Consider the following 17,972-nt stretch of genomic DNA (forward strand, 5'->3'; position numbering starts at 1 on the left):
AAATTAGGAGATCTGTGATGAGTTTTTCTGTCCCTGTCAAAGACATGCTGTTTGCCATGGAGCACTTGGCCAATCTGGACCAAGTGACCCAAATCCCCGGTTTCGAAGATGCCAACCTGGAAACGGCCCAAGCGGTGCTGGAAGAATGCGCCAAGCTGTGCGAGGGCGTGATTGAGCCGCTGAATATTGTGGGCGACAAGCACCCGTCCAGCCTGAACGATGGTGTCGTCACCACCACTGCTGGTTTTAAAGAAGCATTTGCCCAGTTTGCCGAAGGTGGCTGGCAGGGCCTGCAACACCCGGTCGATTTTGGGGGCCAGGGCCTGCCCAAGACCATTGGTGCTGCGTGCCTGGAAATGCTCAACAGCGCCAACCTGAGTTTTGCCCTGTGCCCCTTGCTCACCGATGGGGCCATTGAGGCCTTGCTGATGGCGGGAAGTGACGAACTCAAGGCCATATACCTTGAAAAACTCATCTCTGGCCAGTGGACGGGCACGATGAACTTGACCGAACCCCAGGCCGGCTCCGACCTGTCGCTGGTGCGCACCAAGGCCGAACCCTTGCCCGATGGCAGCTACAAAATTTTTGGCACCAAGATCTTCATCACCTACGGTGAGCACGATATGGCCGAAAACATCGTGCACCTGGTGCTGGCCCGCGTGGCCGGTGCGCCCGAAGGTGTAAAAGGCATCAGCCTGTTTGTGGTGCCGAAATTTTTGGTCAATAGCGATGGCAGCCTGGGTGTGCGCAACGATGCCCACTGCGTGAGTATTGAGCACAAGATGGGCATCAAGGCCAGCCCCACCGCCGTGCTGCAGTTTGGTGACCATGGCGGTGCCATCGGTTACCTGGTCGGTGAGGAAAACCGTGGGCTGGAGTACATGTTCATCATGATGAACGCCGCCCGCTACGGCGTGGGCGTGCAAGGCATTGCCGTGGCCGAACGCGCTTACCAACGCGCCGTGCAGTACGCCCGCGATCGGGTGCAAAGCCGGCCGGTGGATGGCAGCGTGCCGGGCGCGGCCAGCATCATCCACCACCCGGATGTGCGCCGCATGCTGATGACCATGCGGGCCTTCACCGAAGGCTGCCGCGCCATGGCCACCACAGCGGCGGCGGCTTACGATGCGGCGCACCACCACCCCGATGCGGCCGTGCGCCAGGCCAATGCCACCTTCTACGAATTCATGGTGCCGCTGGTCAAAGGCTTTAGCACCGAGATGAGCCTGGAAGTGACCAGCCTGGGCGTGCAGGTGCATGGCGGCATGGGCTTTATCGAGGAAACGGGTGCAGCGCAGTACTACCGCGACGCAAAAATTTTGACCATTTACGAAGGCACGACCGCCATCCAGGCCAACGACCTGGTGGGCCGTAAAACAGCCCGCGACGGCGGCCAAAGCGCCCGCGCCATTGCTGAGCAAATTGCCAAAACCGAGGCCGATCTGCACGCCAGCGGCACCGCCGCCGCCCTGTCCATGGCCCGCCACCTGCAAACGGCCCGCGAAGCTTTCTTGCAAACGGTGGACTTTGTGGCAGGCAAGGCCAAGGCCTCGCCCAATGCGGTGTATGCCGGCAGCGTTCCTTATCTGATGCTGACCGGTAACTTGGTCGCAGGCTGGCAAATGGGCCGCGCCCTGTTGGTGGCCCAGGACAAGCTGGCCGCTGGCGAAGAGGCAGCGTTCATGCAGGCCAAGATCATCACGGCCCAGTTCTATGCCGAGCACATTCTGACCCGCGTGCCCGGCCTGGCACACACCGTGTGTACTGGGGGCGAAAGCGCTTGCGCCTTGCCGCTGGAGGCATTTTAAGAATCATTAAAAACCATAGCTTCTTGCGCTTATGAATATTGATATTTAGGTGTTTTTATTCAAAAAACATATATATAACAAGCGCAAAAAGCTCTACTTTATTTGGGCTGTGAGGAGACTTCCACCATGTCACGCATTCCTGCTGTTTTACAAAATTTACGCTTGCCGGTTATCGGCTCGCCCTTGTTCATCATCAGCAACCCGCAGCTGGTGATTGCCCAGTGCCAGGCGGGCATCGTAGGTGCCATGCCCGCGCTCAATGCCCGCCCTGCGGCGCAACTGGATGATTGGTTGGCTGAAATCACCGAAACCCTGGCCGCCTGGGATGCCGCCCACCCCGACCAGCCTGCCGCACCGTTTGCCATCAACCAGATCGTGCACAAAAGCAACGACCGGCTGGAGCAGGACATGCAGCTTTGTGCCAAGTACAAAGTGCCGCTGGTCATTACCAGCCTGGGCGCGCGTGAGGATGTGAACCAGGGCGTACACAGCTGGGGCGGGGTGGTGCTGCACGACATCATCAACAACAAATTTGCCCACAAAGCCATTGAAAAAGGGGCCGATGGCCTGATCGCCGTGGCGGCAGGTGCGGGCGGCCATGCGGGCAGCAAAAGTCCGTTTGCCTTGGTGCAAGAAATTCGCCAGTGGTTTGATGGCCCACTGGCGCTGTCTGGTGCCATCGCCTCGGGCGGGGCCATTTTGGCGGCCCAGGCCATGGGCGCAGACTTTGCCTACATCGGCTCGGCCTTTATTGCCACGGCCGAGGCCCGCGCCAGCCAAGCCTACAAGCAGGCGATTGTTGATGGCAATTCAGACGACATTGTTTACACCAACCTGTTTACCGGCGTGCATGGCAATTACATGGCCCCGTCGATTCGGGCTGCAGGCCTCGACCCGGAGCACTTGCCCGAGGCCGATCCCAGCAAAATGAATTTTGGTGGTGATGCTGCGGCCAAAGCCTGGAAAGACATCTGGGGTTGCGGCCAGGGCATTGGGGCGATTGACAAAGTGCAGCCGGCGGCGGAGTTGGTCGCCCAGCTGCAACAGCAATACCAAGCGGCCCGCCAGCGGCTGCAGTTGGGGTAAATCGAAGCGCCATGGGGCATAAAAAAACCTCCAGCTGAAAACCTTAGCTGGAGGTATGAAGAGTCATTCTTGGTGGCAGCGGGGTGGCTGCTGCCAAAGCCTGGTGGGGTGGCATGGCCGGTGGGGCCTGGGCCGGCGGGCGCAGCCGCGTGGTGCTGGAATGTTGGTTTTGGCCATCGCTGCTGGGGGGTGCATTGTGCAGCGCTGCAGCGGTTAATACACCTGCCGCTGAAGGGGGCAGGGGCTTGCTGCCGGCCACGCTGCAAGCGGGGCAATGCTCGCTGATGCACAGCGCCTGCAGGGTGTGGGGGTCCAGCCCCGGGGTATTTTCAGTGCGGCAAAGATCATTGCGCCAAGTGCCATCGACCACCGCCTGGCCAAAATGGGCTGCAGTGGCTTGGCCGGCCCACAGCTGCATGCACAGCGCCAAAACGGCCAGCACCATCCCCCAGGGGCGGTGTGTGCGGTGCAAAAAAGTGGGCGAAGCGGTCATGGTCGCGCGATTGTCAGGCGGGCTGTTAAACACAGATTTGCTATATATCAAACCCGCCTGATTTGACGCGCATCAATTGCGCAAGGTGTCGGCCAAGCGTTGGGCCCAGTCGTGGGCGTGCTGGGCTTCTTGGGCTTCGACCATGATGCGCACCAAGGGCTCGGTGCCGCTGGCGCGAATCAGCACCCGGCCTTGTCCGGCTAAGGCGTGTTCAGCTTCTGTTTGCATAGCTTTTAGCGCCTGATTTTCTTGCCAATTTTGATCTTTTCGCAATCGAACGTTAATTAATTCTTGCGGAAATAGCTGTAAATTTTGTAGCAGTTGAGCCAGCGTTTTGCCGCTGCGCACGCAGGCTTGCAGCACTTGCAAGGCACTGATCAGGCCATCGCCGGTGGAGTGTTTGTCCAGCGCCAGCAGGTGGCCCGAGCCCTCGCCCCCCAGTTGCCAGCCTTGGGCGTGCAGTTGCTCCAGCACGTAGCGGTCGCCCACTTTGGCCCGAATGAAGGCCACGCCTTGCTGCTGCAGGGCCAGCTCCACCGCCATATTGGTCATCAGGGTGCCCACGGCACCGGGAATGCTTTGGCCTTGCTGCAGGCGGTCTTGCACCATGAGGTAGAGCAGCTCATCGCCGTTGAAGATGCGTCCCTGGGCATCGACCATGAGCAGGCGGTCGGCATCACCATCCAGGGCGATGCCGTAATCGGCATGGTTGGCGCGCACCGCCAGGGCCAGGGCCTCGGGGTGGGTGGCACCAACGTGGTCGTTAATGTTCAGGCCATTGGGCTGGCACCCAATGGAGAGCACTTCCGCCCCCAGTTCGTGAAAGACTTTGGGGGCGATGTGGTAGGCCGCGCCATGGGCGGCATCGACGACGATTTTCAAGCCGTGCAGTGACAAGTCACTGGCAAACGTGCTTTTGCAAAATTCAATGTAGCGGCCTGCCGCATCGTCCAGACGCTGCGCTTTGCCCAGCTCTGCTGCGGTGACCCACTGGGGGGGCTCTTGCAGGGCCGCTTCGACGGCTTCTTCCCAGTCGTCCGGCAGCTTGGTGCCTTGGGCGCTGAAGAATTTGATGCCATTGTCGGGATAGGGGTTGTGGCTGGCGCTGATCACCACGCCCAGCTGCGCCCGCTGGGCCCGGGTTAAGTAGGCGACACCCGGCGTGGGCAGGGGCCCCAGCAGCATGACGCTGGCCCCGGCGGAGTTCAAACCGGCTTCCAGCGCTGCCTCCAGCATATAGCCGGAGATGCGCGTGTCTTTGCCAATCAGCACCAGGGGTTTGTCGTGGCTGCGCTTTAAGACGCGGCCCACGGCATGGCCGAGGCGCAAAACAAAATCTGGGGTGATCGGGGCTTGGCCTACCGTGCCGCGAATGCCATCGGTGCCGAAAAATTGACGTGCCATAGGAGTTGGGAGGGAAAGTGAGGGAAGGTGTTATTCGTTGTCGTGCATGGCCTGCCAAACGGCCAAGGCGCTGACAGTTTCTGCCACATCGTGCACGCGCACAATGCGTGCGCCGCGCTCGACGGCCAAGACTGCAGCGGCCACGCTGGGCACCATGCGCTCTTCGACGGAAAGGTTTGTTACTTGGCCCAAAGAGCTTTTGCGCGACCAACCGGCCAGCAGGGCAAAGCCTTGGCGGGTCAGTGCGGTCTGGTGGGCCAGCAGGGCAAAATTTTGCGCCACGGTTTTGCCAAAGCCAATGCCGTAGTCCCACACGATGCGCTGGCGCTCAATGCCCAGGGCCAGCAGGGCCTGGGTTTGTTGCGCTAGAAAGTTCTGCACCTGGGCCACGGCATCGCCTTGCATGGGGGTTTGCTGCATGTCTTGCGGGGTTTTGTGCATGTGCATCAGCACCACGCCGCAATGGGGATGGTTGGCAACCACGCTCTGGGCCCCAGGTTGGCGCAGTGCCCACACGTCGTTGATGATGTCGGCACCCGCATCCAGCACGGCTTGCATGACCTGGGCTTTGTAGGTATCGACCGAAATTGGCACGCCAAACTGCACGGCCGCTTGCACAAAAGGCAGTACGCGGCGCATCTCTTCTTCCAAGGGGACGGCAGGGGAGCCGGGGCGGGTGGATTCACCACCAATGTCCAGGATATGGGCACCGTCTTTGAGCAGTTTTTCGGCATGGCGCAGTGCTGCGGTCACGCTGTGGTGGTGGCCACCATCCGAAAAAGAATCGGGGGTGTTGTTCACAATGCCCATTACCAAAGGGCGGGTGAGGTCTAAACGAAAGCGGGTGGTTTGCCAAAGCGCCATGGTTTTATTTGGAAGTTGGTGCCGTGAAAAAGGGGCCGTGAGGCCCCTTCAGCTGGTTGTGCGGTGGTTGTGCCGGCGCGCTTACGAGGCGCTGGGCGAGGGCTGCGCACTGTCGGTGGCAGATGCGCCGCCATTGGTCGGGGGCGGGCTGCTGTCATCGGGGGACTTGGGCACGCGGGGTGTCCAGTCCTTGGGGGGCTGGGGCTCTTCACCGGCCATGATGGCATCGAGCTGCGTCATGTCGATGGTTTCCCATTCGAGCATGGCTTTGGCCATGGCGTGCATTTTGTCGGCGTTTTCTTCGATCAGCTTGCGGGCCAAAGAGTATTGCTCGTCAATGATGCGGCGCACCTCGGCATCGACTTTTTGCATCGTCTCTTCGCTGATGTTGCTGGCTTTGCTCATCGAGCGCCCCAGGAAAGGCTCGCCTTCTTGCTCGGCATACACCATGGGGCCCAAAGCGTCGGTCATGCCGTAGCGCGTCACCATATCGCGGGCAATTTGCGTGGCGCGTTCAAAGTCATTGCTCGCGCCCGTGGTCATTTGGCCCATGAACACTTCTTCGGCAATGCGCCCGCCAAACAGCATGGCGATTTGGTTGAGCATGAACTCTTTGTCGTAGGAATAGCGGTCTTTTTCCGGCAGGCTCATGGTCACGCCCAGGGCGCGGCCACGGGGGATGATGGTGACTTTGTGTACCGGATCGCATTTGGGCAGCAGGCGGCCAATCAGTGCGTGACCGGCTTCATGGTAGGCCGTGTTGCGGCGCTCTTCTTCGGGCATGACCATGCTTTTGCGCTCGGGGCCCATGATGATTTTGTCTTTGGCCTTTTCAAAGTCCTGCATTTCCACCATGCGGGCGTTGCGGCGGGCAGCCATCAGCGCCGCTTCGTTGCACAGGTTGGCCAGGTCAGCCCCGCTCATACCTGGAGTGCCCCGGGCGATGATGGAGGGGTTCACATCTTGCCCAGCGGGGATTTTGCGCATGTGGACGGCCAGAATTTGCTCGCGGCCCCGGATGTCGGGCAGCGTTACATACACCTGGCGGTCAAAGCGGCCTGGGCGCAGCAAGGCGGCATCCAGAATGTCTGGGCGGTTGGTGGCGGCCACCACAATCACGCCTTGGTTGGTTTCAAAACCGTCCATCTCGACCAGCATCTGGTTGAGGGTTTGCTCGCGCTCATCATTGCCACCACCCAAACCGGCACCGCGCTGGCGGCCAACGGCATCGATTTCGTCGATGAAGATGATGCAGGGGGCGTTTTTCTTGGCGTTTTCAAACATGTCACGCACGCGGGCCGCGCCCACGCCGACGAACATTTCCACGAAGTCGGAGCCTGAAATACTGAAGAACGGCACCTTGGCTTCTCCAGCAATGGATTTTGCCAATAGCGTCTTGCCCGTACCCGGTGGGCCAACCAGCAGCAAACCACGGGGAATACGCCCGCCCAGCTTGTGGAACTTGCTAGGGTCTTTGAGAAAATCGACCACTTCCTTGACTTCTTCTTTGGCCTCGTCGCAACCGGCTACGTCGGCAAAGGTGACAGTGTTGGTGCTCTCGTCAAGCATGCGGGCTTTGCTTTTGCCAAAGCTGAACGCACCGCCCTTGCCGCCGCCTTGCATTTGGCGCATGAAATAAACCCAGACACCAATCAACAGCAGCATGGGCCCCCAGCTGAGCAGCAGGCTGACCAAGAAGGAGCCTTCCTCGCGGGGCTTGATGTCGAATTTGACGTTGTTATCAATCAGGTCGCCCACCAAGCCGCGATCCAGATAGGTGGCAGTGGTACGCACACGCCGATCATCGGTGGTGAAAGCCACAATTTCGGTACCGCCGGGGCCTTCTTGGATGGTGGCGCTTTTGATGCGGTTGTTGTTTACTTCGTTCAGGAAGTCGGAATAACCGATATAGCCCGTGCCCACGGTGCTGCGAGTATCAAACTGCTTGAAAACAGTAAACAGCACCATGGCCACAATGAGCCAGACGGCAATTTTAGAAAACCACTGATTGTTCAAGCGGGGCTCCAATAAGGACGAGAGGGACGAAAAAAATAAAAAGCGCTGCGATGCAACTGAGGCTGATTTTAGGCGTTTCAAGCACCATCGTCATAAGCTTGTCTTCAACGAGGTGCTTGCCCGGGTTGAAAGGTCTCTGCAGAGTTAAGAAATCAACGCATTGGGTGTTTAAGGGTGCGGCCAATTAAAAAAGTTTCCGTGGATTTGGCCCGGGAAGACAGGGGTTTGAGGGGTTTGACCTGCGCAAAGTGCGCGCGAAAGAGTTGTACCAGCGCGTCGTACCCCGGGCCGTGGAACACTTTGGTGACCAAAGCGCCGCCGGGGCGCAGATGGCGGCTGGCAAAGTCGATGGCCAATTCAATCAAATGGCCCACACGCGCGGCATCGGTGCTGCTGTGGCCGCTGAGGTTGGGGGCCATGTCCGAGACCACCACATCCACCGGACGGCCTTGCAGCACGGCTTCCAGTTGGGCCAACACGGCATCCTCGCGAAAATCGCCCTGGATGAATTGCACGCCCGCAATCGGCTCCATGGGCAGCAGATCGAGCGAAATAATGGTGCCGTTCAACTGGCCGGCGGCTGCGCCGTCTGGGGCCATGCGCCGGCGCAGGTATTGGCTCCAGGCCCCCGGGGTGCAGCCCAAGTCCACCACGACCTGGCCTGGGTGAATCAGGCCAAAGGCCTCGTCAATTTCTTTGAGCTTGTAGGCTGCGCGGGCGCGGTAACCGTCTTTCTGGGCGGCTTGCACATAAGGGTCGTTGATGTGCTGGTGCAACCAGTTTTTATTGACTTTCTTGCTTTTCGTTTGAATCTTCATCGCAAAATTCTCACAGACTTGATAATACGCAGATGCCTCAAATTCAATTGACCCCCGCCCAGCGCCGGGAACACCGCGCCAATGCCCACCACCTGAGCCCTGTTGTGCTCATTGGTGCGGATGGTTTAACCCCTGGTGTACAAAAAGAAATCGATGCCGCTTTGAACGCCCATGGCCTGATCAAAGTGCGCGTTTTTGGTGATGACCGTGCCCAGCGTGAAACCATGTACCAAGTGCTTTGCGAAGAGTTGAATGCTGCGCCGATTCAGCATATTGGCAAATTGCTGGTGCTGTGGCGCCCGCAGCCAGAAAAAACCAAAGCCTTCGACGAAGACCGCAAAGCAGGCCCCCGCGATGTGAAGCTGCTCCAATTTGGCCGCCCGGGCACCAAGCCCACGGTCAAGCAAGTGCGTGTGCTGGGCAACCAGCGCCTCACGGCAGGTGGTTCGATCAAGCGTGCGAAGAAAACCTCGCCCAAGTCGCTGAAAAAAGGCGCGTAACTCGGCCATGACCAGCCCGTTTGCTCGTTCTGAGCTTTCTGCCCAGTCGCAGCCGCAGCGCCACATTTTGTGCATGAAATGGGGCACCAAGTACGGCCCGGAATATGTCAATCGCCTGTACGCCATGGTGCGGCGGCACTTGCAAGGTGATTTCAACTTTGTTTGCCTGACCGATAACGCCCAGGGCATTCGCCCGGAGGTGCAGTGTTTGCCGATCCCTTCGCTGGATTTGCCGCCGGGTATTCCTGAGCGCGGCTGGACCAAGCTGACGACTTTTGCGGCTGACTTGCACGGCTTGCGCGGCACGGCCTTGTTTTTGGATGTGGATGTGGTCGTTACCGGCCCGTTGGATGAGTTTTTTACCCATCCAGGGGAATTTCTCATCATTCATGACCACAAACGTCCTTGGCGGGTGACGGGCAACTCGTCGGTCTATCGCTTTGAGCTGGGGGCACACCCGGATGTCTTGGAGTATTTTCGAGGGCATTTCGACGAAATTCGCCAGCAATTTCGCAATGAACAGGCGTATTTGTCCGACGTTCTGCACAAGCAAGGGAAGTTGCAATACTGGCCTGCCCCGTGGTGCCCCAGCTTCAAGTACCACTGCATTCCCACTTGGCCAACGAATTATTGGCAGCCACCGTTTGTCCCGGAAGATGCCCGCATTGTGATTTTTCACGGCGAATGCAACCCGCCCGATGCCTTGGCAGGGCGGCGCAACCGGCGTTTTCGGTTTATCCGGCCAGCCCGCTGGGTGGCCGAGCATTGGCGCGAATAAGCCGTTGGTAGTGGCAAAAAAGAAAGTTTTATCGCTATGAACGCAATCATAAAAACCGTGGTCGTGGCCACTGCGATCGGCTTGGCCGGCTGCGCAGCAACCACGGCACCTCAGCAAAAAGAAACGGGTGCGACCATGGCAAATTCGACACCAGCACCCTCGGCACCAACACAGGCCGCTGCTCTAACCCCCCTGGATTTGCAAGCCCAGGTTTGGACGTTGGCCAAAATCGAGGGGCCGGCCCAGCCCCAGTCCCAGGCGTGGGGACAGGCTGCTGTGGCCAAGCTGCAGCTGAACTTTATCGATGGTCAAAGTGTGGTCGTCAAAGGCCTGTGCAACACCTTGCATGGCAGCTACCAAGCGCGGGAGGCACGGCTGCAGGTCAACCCCTTGGCGGCCACCATGATGGCGTGCGCAGATGCCGATGTGATGGCGGCCGAGGACCACGTGCGCATGGCTTTGCCGCTGGCCCAATCGTGGCGTGTGCTGCAAGGGCACACTTTGGAAATTGCCTTTGCCGATGGCCAGCGCTGGGTGCTGGAGGGTCAGGTCAAGCCCGAGGTGGTGTATGGCAAGCCCGAGCGAATTTTTTTGGAAGTGGCACCGCAGAAACAAGCCTGCCCCCATCCCCTGATGGCGGATGCCCAGTGCCTGCAAGTGCGCAGCCTGGAGTTCAATGCGCAAGGCTTGAAGCAAAACGTGGGCCCATGGGAGAACTTTTTCGACACGATCCAAGGCTTTGAGCACCGTGCGGGTGAGCGCAATGTGCTGCGCTTGAAACGCTTTACCAACCCCAATCCACCCGCCGATGCTTCGCGCTATGTGTATGTTTTAGACATGGTGGTCGAGACCGAAGTGCAGCGGTGATTGCCAGGCGAAAAGCGGGATGCTTTGCTTTTAAAAAAATAGCTTGCTCCACTTTGTTTGCATCAGATTTTTAACTTTTTGTTTTAAAAATAAAGCCTTCTTCTGGCCTTCTGATGCGCTGGGCCGCGTTATCATTTATGGCCCTATTCTGTTGGAGAGTAGGGCCATTTATTTTGTATTGTTGTGCGCCTTCAGTCCATCAAGCTCTCGGGCTTCAAATCCTTTGCGGAACCAACCAATTTCATGCTTCCGGGGCAGTTGGTGGGGGTGGTGGGCCCCAATGGCTGCGGCAAATCCAACATCATGGATGCCGTGCGCTGGGTGCTGGGTGAGTCCAAAGCCAGCGAGCTGCGTGGCGAATCCATGCAGGATGTGATTTTTAATGGCACCACCCACCGCAAACCGGCCAGCCGCGCCAGTGTCGAGCTGGTGTTCGACAACCACGACCACCGCGCCGGTGGGCAGTGGAATCAATTTACCGAGATCGCCGTCAAGCGCGTGCTCACCCGCGATGGCGGCAGCAGTTATTTCATCAACAACCAGCCCGTGCGCCGCCGCGATGTGCAGGATGTGTTTTTGGGCACCGGGCTGGGGCCTCGGGCCTACGCCATCATTGGCCAGGGCACGATCAGCCGCATCATTGAAAGCCGCCCCGAAGAGCTGCGCTTGTTCTTGGAAGAGGCCGCGGGCGTTTCCAAATACAAAGAACGCCGGCGTGAAACGCAAAACCGCTTGCACGACACGGTAGAGAACCTCACCCGCGTTGAAGACATCCTGCGCGAGCTGGGCAGCAACCTGGAAAAACTCGAAAAACAAGCCGAAGTCGCCGCCCAGTACCACGCCCTGAACGCCAGCGCCACCTTGAAGCAACACCAGCTGTGGCTGCTGAAAAAACAAGATGCCGAGGGCGACTTGGCCGCCATCCGCGCCCAGGGCTTAGAGGCCGTCAATGCCCTGGAAGAAGGCATGGCCCAGCTGCGCCACATTGAGGCGGACATGGAAAGCCAGCGCCAGGCGCATTACAGCGCCGGCGATGCCGTAAACCAAGCCCAAGGCCAGCTGTATGCCGCTACCGCCGAGGTGGGCAAGCTGGAAACCGAAATTCGCTATGTGCTCGAAGGCCGCCAGCGCATCGCCCAGCGCCTGCAGCAGCTGGCCGAGCAAACCCAGCAGTGGCAAGAGCGCCAAGAAGCGGCCGCGTTGGAGCTGGAAGAACTCTGCGCCAGTGGCATGGATGCCCAAGAACAGGCCGAGCTATTGGATGCGCAAGTGCAAGAGCAAACCGATTGTTTGCCGGCTCTGGAAGAGGCCATGCACCGCGCCCAAGCGCAGGCGCAAAAGCAGCACCAGCAGGTCGTGCAGGTGCAGCAACGCATTCAGGTACTGGCCGCTGAGCAGCGCAGTTTGCAAGAACAAAGCCGCCAGCAAGAAAACCGCCTGGAGCGCTTGCGGGCCGAGCGCCAAGCCCTGGTCAGCCCGGACCCGGCGCAGATTCAAGCCGTGCAAGAACAGCATGCGCTCACCCAAGAGGCCGCCGAACTGGTCGAAGCGGCCCTCCAGCAATTGCAAGACAGCCTGCCCACCCTGGAAGAAGCGCGGCGCAGCAGCCAGCAGGCCGTAAACCATGAAAACGCCCGCCATGCCGAGCTGTCGGCCCGCTTGCAAGCCCTGCAAGCCCTGCAAGAAAAGCTGAAAACCGACGACAAACTCCACCCCTGGCTGGCCGCGCAGGGCTTGGAGAGCTTGCCTGCGCTGTGGACGCGCATTGCCGTTGAGCCCGGTTGGGAGCATGCGGTGGAAGCGGCCCTGCGCGAACGCATGGGCGCGTTGCACATTGGCCGCTTGGAGACGGTGCGCGGTTTTGCCACGACCAGTGCGGCACCGCCGACCCGGCTGGCGTTTTATTCGGCCGCCAACATTGCGGCGGGCCATGCTTCAGCCCCCCAGGGCTTGATGCAAAAAATCCGCACTGGCGATGAGGGGCTGCGGGCTGTTTTGGCCCATTGGCTGCACGGCTGCAGCACGGCCAATAGCCTGGATGAAGCGCTGGCCCAGCGCGCCCAGTTGGGCGATGGGCAGGTTATTTTTATCGCCTCTGGCCATGCAGTGACCGCGCACAGCGTGAGCTTTTACGCGCAAGACAGCGAGCAATCGGGGTTGCTGGCCCGCGCCCAAGAGATAGAACAGCTGGACAAAGCCCTGCGTGCCCAGCAGCTGCTGGTAGAAGATGCCCAAACCACGCTGGCCCGGGCGGACCACGCTTACCAGCAGGCCAGCGCTGGCTTGGTCAGCGCCCGCCGCCAAGCCCAGCAGGCCCAGCAGGCCGCACATGACAGCCAAGTGCAATGGCTGCGCCTGCAGCAGCAAATGGAGCAAGCCAGCAGCCGCAGCCAGCAGCTGCAGGCCGACAGCGATGAAGTGCGGGCCTTGCTCGAAGGGCTGCAAGAGCGCAGCGCCGAGGCCGAGGCCCGCTTTGAAGAACTCGATGCGCAGCTGGCCCAGGCGCAAGAGCAGCACGCCCAGGAGGAAGACCGTGCCATGGCCGCGCAGCAGCAACTGCACAGCGCCCGCGAGCAGCTGCGCAGCCTGGAGCGCCAAGCGCAAGAGGCGCGGTTTGGCGAGCGCAGCCTGCAAGCGCGGCAAGCCGAACTGCAGCGCAGCTTGCAAACCGCAGAACAGCAAATGCGCGATTTGGCGCAAGAAGAGCAACGCGCCCACGCTGAGGCCGAGCGCCTGAGCGATGCGGCCGCCCAAGGCGGCCTGCAAGACGCGTTAGAGCGCAAAACCCAGTGCGAGCACACCCTGGCCCAGCGCCGCAGCGAGTACGAAGGGCTGACTGCGCAGCTGCGGGCCAGCGATGAGCTGCGCAGCCAGATTCAGCGCACCCTGGAGCCCATGCGCCAGCGCATCACCGAATTTCAACTGCGTGAGCAAGCCGCCAGCCTGGGCAGTGCCCAATATGCCGAGCAACTCGAAGAAGCCGGGGCAGACCTGGCCGCTGTTGCGCAGTCGATCACCGAGGGCAATGTGCGCCTGCACGGCTTGCAGGCCGAAATTGACCGCCTGCACCGCGAAATCACCGCCCTGGGGGCGGTGAATCTGGCTGCGCTGCAAGAGCTGCAACTGGCCACCGAGCGCAAAACCTTTTTGGATGCCCAAGTGCAGGACTTGACCCAGGCCATGGCCACCTTGCAAGGGGCGATTCAAAAAATCGATGCGCAAACGCGCGAACTGCTCTCGGGCACCTTCAACGCGGTGAATGCGCACTTTGGCCGCATGTTCCCCGAGTTGTTCGGTGGTGGGCAAGCGCGACTGATCATGACCGGCGACGAAATTTTGGACGCAGGCGTGCAAGTCATGGCCCAGCCGCCAGGCAAGAAGAACCAAACCATCCATCTGCTCTCGGGCGGGGAGAAGGCGCTGACCGCGATTGCCCTGGTGTTTGCCATTTTTCAGCTCAACCCGGCACCGTTTTGCCTGCTCGATGAGGTGGATGCGCCGCTGGACGATGCCAACACCGAGCGCTACGCCAAATTGGTCGCCCACATGAGCCGTGGAACCCAGTTTTTATTTATTAGCCACAACAAAATCGCCATGGAAATGGCCGAACAGTTGATTGGCGTGACCATGCAAGAACAAGGCGTATCGCGCATTGTGGCCGTGGACATGGAAGCGGCCCTTGGCTTTTCCACCGTTACCATGGCGCAAACGTGAGCCTCACCATGACATTTCAAAGCACAGGGATACCGCAATGAGTACTTTGCAAATCAGCTTGGCCATTTTGGGCATCGTTTTTTTAGGCTTGGTGCTGGCCTACAACGCCTGGGCCTACCGCCGCGCCGCGCCGCGCAAGGCCCGGCCACAGGGGCAGGCTGCGCATGGCACCAACGCCGCACTGCGGCAAGAGCCGGACCTGGGCGGGGTGGACATCACCCAGGCCAGCACGCACCCGGCGGCACCCGCCCCTGTGGGCGCTGAGCCTGAAGCCGCCCCTGCTGCCGGGCAGGCGTTTGATTTGGGCCATGTGGAGCCTGGGCTGGAGGCACCCTTTGCCCTGGCCGCTGCCGCGCCGCTGCAGGCGCAAGCGGCCCATGCCGCTGGGCCCTCGGTGGCCCCTGCGGTGGCTGCGCCCGCCGCCCCCAGCCCGGTGGCCCCCTCGGCCACGCCTGCTGGGTCTGGTGTGTTGCCTGCCGCTACCCGCCCGCAGCTGGATGCCCTGCTCGATGCCATTGCCCAACTGCCCTTGGAGCAGCCCCTGGCCGGAGAGGCCATCTTGCAAGCGCAGCCCACCACCCGCCGCGCAGGCAGCAAGCTGTTTCAGGTGGAGGGGCGCAATCTGCTCAGCGGCCAGTGGGAAATCGTGCGTGCCGGTCAGCGCTACGACCAGTTGCAAGCCGGGGTGCAGTTGGCCAACCGGCTGGGCGCGCTCAATGAGATTGAGTTTTCCGAGTTTGTCGCCAAAGTGCAAACCTTTGCCGACAGCCTGAACGTTGGCGTGGAGCTGCCCGACATGCTGCACGAAGTCTTTCGCGCCCGCGAGCTGGACCAATTTGCCAGCCAGCACGATGCGCAACTGAACTTTATGCTGCGCCCCACCCGGGCGGCCTGGAGCCCCGGTTACATCGCCCAGCACGCAGGAGCGTTGGGCTTTGTGCCGGCGGCGATGCCAGGGCGCATGGTGCTGCCTGCCGCTGAACCGGGCTTGCCCCCGCTATTGACCTTGGCCTTTGATGCCCAAGCCGCCCAGGCCGAAGACCTGGACCGCACCGCCGTGTACGACGTGCTGCTCAGCTTGGATGTGCCGCAAGTGGCGCAAACCCAAGCCCCGTTCGAGCGCCTGTGCGAGGTGCTGCAGCGCCTGGGCGTGGCCATGGACGGGGTGCTGTGCGACCCCGATGGCAACCCCTTGCCGCTACCCATGCTGGAGCAAATCGGGGTGGATCTGAGTGGCTTGTATGCCGCGTTGAGCGCCCGAGACTTTGCCGCAGGCTCGCCCCTGGCCCGGCGCTTGTTCAGTTGATACTTCATATTTGAGAGCTTGTTGCGTACGTATGACAGCGAATTTAGACTTATTTGGCTTAGAAAGCCAATCAATCCAAGCGCAAGAAGCTCCTAAAAACGTAGTTGATAAAGTGCAAACCCTGCGCCAGCAATTGCTGCAATGGGCGCATGAATACTATGTGCGCGATGCCCCCAGCGTGCCCGATGGCGAGTACGACCGCGTGTTTCAACAGCTGCAAGCGCTGGAAGAGGTGTACCCCCAGCTCATCACCCCCGAGTCCCCCACCCAGCGCGTGATTGGTGCGGTGCGCGATGGCCTGGCCCCCGTGCGCCACGCCGTGCCCATGCTCAGCATCCGCACCGAAACCGACACCACCGCAGCCGGAGCGCAGGCTTTTGATGCCCGCATGCGCCGGGAATTGGGGCTGACCGAATCAGACCCGCCCATCGAGTACGTGGCCGAACCCAAGTTCGACGGCCTGGCCATGAGCCTGCGCTACGAAGCCGGCCGCCTGGTGCAAGCGGCCACGCGCGGCGATGGCGAGGTGGGCGAAGATGTCACGCACAACATCCGCACCATTCGGCAAATTCCCCTGCAATTGCCCGCCAGTGCTCCGCCCGTGCTGGAAGTGCGGGGCGAGGTGTACATGCGCCGCGCCGATTTTGAGCGCCTCAACGCCCAGCAAGAGGCCGCCGGGGCCAAGCGCTTTGCCAATCCGCGCAATGCGGCCGCCGGGTCGGTACGCCAGCTCGATTCGCACATCGCCATGCAGCGGCCCTTGTCGTTTTTTGCCTATGGCATTGGGGCTGTCACCCCGCCAGCCCAGGGCGGGCCGCAGTTTGCCACCCACTACGCGCTGTTGCAGCAATTAAAAAACTGGGGTTTTCCGGTGGCAGAGCAGGTCAGTATTGCGCAAGGTGCTATTGAATTGGTGGCGTTTCACGAGCGCCTGGGGCAAGAGCGCAGCCGCCTGCCCTATGAGATTGATGGCGTGGTTTACAAAGTCAATGCCCTGGCGCTGCAGCAGCAACTGGGCTTTATCACCCGCGAGCCGCGCTGGGCCGTGGCGCACAAATACCCGGCGCAAGAAATGCCCACCGTGCTCTTGGGCATGGATGTGCAAGTGGGCCGCACCGGCAAACTCACCCCCGTGGCGCGGCTGGAGCCGGTCAGCGTGGGCGGCGTGACCGTCACCAACGCCACGCTGCACAACCTGTTTGAAATCCGTAAAAAAGGCGTGCGCGTGGGCGATACCGTCATCGTGCGCCGCGCCGGCGATGTCATCCCCGAAGTGGTTGGCCGCATCGTCCAGCCCCGCCCGGCCTATGTGCCCAACTTTCGCATGCCTGCACACTGCCCCATCTGCGCCAGTGTGGTCGAGCGCGAAAAGGGCGAGGCCAACCACCGCTGCACCGGTGGCCTGTTTTGCAGCGCCCAGCGCAAAGAGGCCCTGTTGCACTTTGCCGCCCGCCGCGCCATGGACATCGAAGGGCTGGGCGAGAAGCTGGTCGATCAATTGGTCGATGGCCATTTCATCCACAGCCTGCCCGATTTGTACCGCTTGGATGTGGCAACCCTGTCCAGCCTGGAGCGCATGGGCGAAAAATCGGCGCTCAATATCCTGGCCGCGCTGCAGCGCTCCAAAACCACCACCTTGGCCCGCTTTATTTTTGCCCTGGGCATTCGCCACGTGGGCGAAGCCACGGCCAAAGAGCTGGCCCGCCATTTTGGTGATTTGGATGCCTTGCTGGCCGCCAGCGAAGACGATTTGCTGCGCGTGCCCGACGTTGGCCCCATCGTGGCCCACAGCATCCACCGCTTTTTGGCCGAGCCGCACAACCGTCAAGTGCTGGCCGATTTGCAAGCCGCCGGTGTGCACTGGCCGCAGGGGCCAGGCGAGCCGCAGCACGCCCAAGCCTTGGCGGGGCTGACGGTGGTGATCACCGGCACCTTGCCAACCTTGGGCCGCGATGCCGCTAAAGCGCTGCTGGAAGCGGCCGGTGCCAAAGTGGCTGGTTCCGTCAGCAAGAAAACCAGTTTTCTCGTGGCCGGGGCCGATGCCGGTAGCAAACTTGCCAAGGCCCAGGAGCTGGGCGTGCCCGTGCTGGACGAAGCGGCCATGCTGGCGCGGCTGCAAGCCCCTGCCGCGCCAGCGCCCTGAAAACCGCATTCACTCCAAGGAGACCAAGCCATGCCCCCAGCCTCCCGGCGCAGCCCGAAAATCGGTTTGGTTCTGGGCAGCGGCTCGGCGCGGGGCTGGGCGCATTTAGCCCGGATATTTCACCGTAGTAGAGCCACAAACGAGTACGGCATTGCCCTTGTGTGCCCGAAAATCC

The 17,972-nt window shown here is 60.9% G+C and carries 13 protein-coding genes; 8 read left to right on the plus strand and 5 right to left on the minus strand.

Annotated elements, in window-relative coordinates:
- Positions 1-17 precede the first annotated feature (17 nt).
- Positions 18-1,808: an acyl-CoA dehydrogenase C-terminal domain-containing protein gene (locus ACFO24_RS08450; protein ID WP_377737931.1), complete on the plus strand. Its 1,791-nt coding sequence runs from the start codon at positions 18-20 to the stop codon at positions 1,806-1,808.
- Between the two features lie 126 nt (positions 1,809-1,934).
- Positions 1,935-2,894 (plus strand): NAD(P)H-dependent flavin oxidoreductase, encoded by a 960-nt coding sequence (locus tag ACFO24_RS08455; protein ID WP_207576033.1) that lies wholly within the window; start codon positions 1,935-1,937, stop codon positions 2,892-2,894.
- Between the two features lie 43 nt (positions 2,895-2,937).
- Here the strand turns inward: ACFO24_RS08455 and ACFO24_RS08460 are convergent, their stop codons facing one another.
- The 5 genes from ACFO24_RS08460 to ACFO24_RS08480 all read right to left on the minus strand — a co-directional run bounded on the left by ACFO24_RS08460 (position 2,938) and on the right by ACFO24_RS08480 (position 8,489).
- Positions 2,938-3,387 carry a hypothetical protein gene (locus ACFO24_RS08460; protein ID WP_377737932.1) on the minus strand — a complete coding sequence of 150 codons (450 nt, stop codon included), beginning with the start codon at positions 3,385-3,387 and terminating at the stop codon, positions 2,938-2,940.
- A 72-nt stretch (positions 3,388-3,459) separates the two neighbouring features.
- A complete protein-coding gene (glmM, locus tag ACFO24_RS08465; RefSeq protein WP_377737933.1) occupies positions 3,460-4,791 on the minus strand; it encodes a phosphoglucosamine mutase in 1,332 nt (443 codons plus the stop codon).
- A 30-nt stretch (positions 4,792-4,821) separates the two neighbouring features.
- Positions 4,822-5,655 carry a dihydropteroate synthase gene (gene folP / locus ACFO24_RS08470; protein ID WP_377737934.1) on the minus strand — a complete coding sequence of 278 codons (834 nt, stop codon included), beginning with the start codon at positions 5,653-5,655 and terminating at the stop codon, positions 4,822-4,824.
- Between the two features lie 81 nt (positions 5,656-5,736).
- Positions 5,737-7,671, minus strand: coding sequence for an ATP-dependent zinc metalloprotease FtsH (gene ftsH / locus ACFO24_RS08475; protein ID WP_377737935.1), 1,935 nt, complete (start codon positions 7,669-7,671; stop codon positions 5,737-5,739).
- Positions 7,672-7,823: 152 nt separating this feature from the next.
- A complete protein-coding gene (locus ACFO24_RS08480) occupies positions 7,824-8,489 on the minus strand; it encodes an RlmE family RNA methyltransferase (protein WP_207576028.1) in 666 nt (221 codons plus the stop codon).
- 32 nt (positions 8,490-8,521) lie between these two features.
- Here ACFO24_RS08480 and ACFO24_RS08485 point away from each other — a divergent pair, with 32 nt between their 5' ends.
- From ACFO24_RS08485 to ligA, 6 genes are all read left to right on the plus strand, one after another.
- Complete coding sequence (locus ACFO24_RS08485; protein WP_207576027.1) at positions 8,522-8,989, plus strand: YhbY family RNA-binding protein; 468 nt, start codon at positions 8,522-8,524, stop codon at positions 8,987-8,989.
- Positions 8,990-8,996: 7 nt separating this feature from the next.
- The gene (locus ACFO24_RS08490) at positions 8,997-9,767 is read left to right on the plus strand and encodes a glycosyltransferase (protein ID WP_377737936.1); all 771 of its coding nucleotides are present in this window, start codon (positions 8,997-8,999) and stop codon (positions 9,765-9,767) included.
- A 36-nt stretch (positions 9,768-9,803) separates the two neighbouring features.
- Positions 9,804-10,634 carry a DUF4377 domain-containing protein gene (locus ACFO24_RS08495; RefSeq protein ID WP_377737937.1) on the plus strand — a complete coding sequence of 277 codons (831 nt, stop codon included), beginning with the start codon at positions 9,804-9,806 and terminating at the stop codon, positions 10,632-10,634.
- Between the two features lie 183 nt (positions 10,635-10,817).
- Entirely contained in the window at positions 10,818-14,348 is a 3,531-nt protein-coding gene (smc, locus tag ACFO24_RS08500; RefSeq protein ID WP_377737938.1) for a chromosome segregation protein SMC, read from the plus strand.
- A 37-nt stretch (positions 14,349-14,385) separates the two neighbouring features.
- Entirely contained in the window at positions 14,386-15,654 is a 1,269-nt protein-coding gene (locus ACFO24_RS08505; protein ID WP_377737939.1) for a cell division protein FtsZ, read from the plus strand.
- 31 nt (positions 15,655-15,685) lie between these two features.
- Complete coding sequence (gene ligA, locus ACFO24_RS08510; protein ID WP_377737940.1) at positions 15,686-17,797, plus strand: NAD-dependent DNA ligase LigA; 2,112 nt, start codon at positions 15,686-15,688, stop codon at positions 17,795-17,797.
- Positions 17,798-17,972 lie beyond the last annotated feature (175 nt).

The organism is Comamonas denitrificans, from assembly GCF_042654745.1.
Classification (GTDB): Bacteria; Pseudomonadota; Gammaproteobacteria; order Burkholderiales; family Burkholderiaceae_C; genus Comamonas; species Comamonas denitrificans.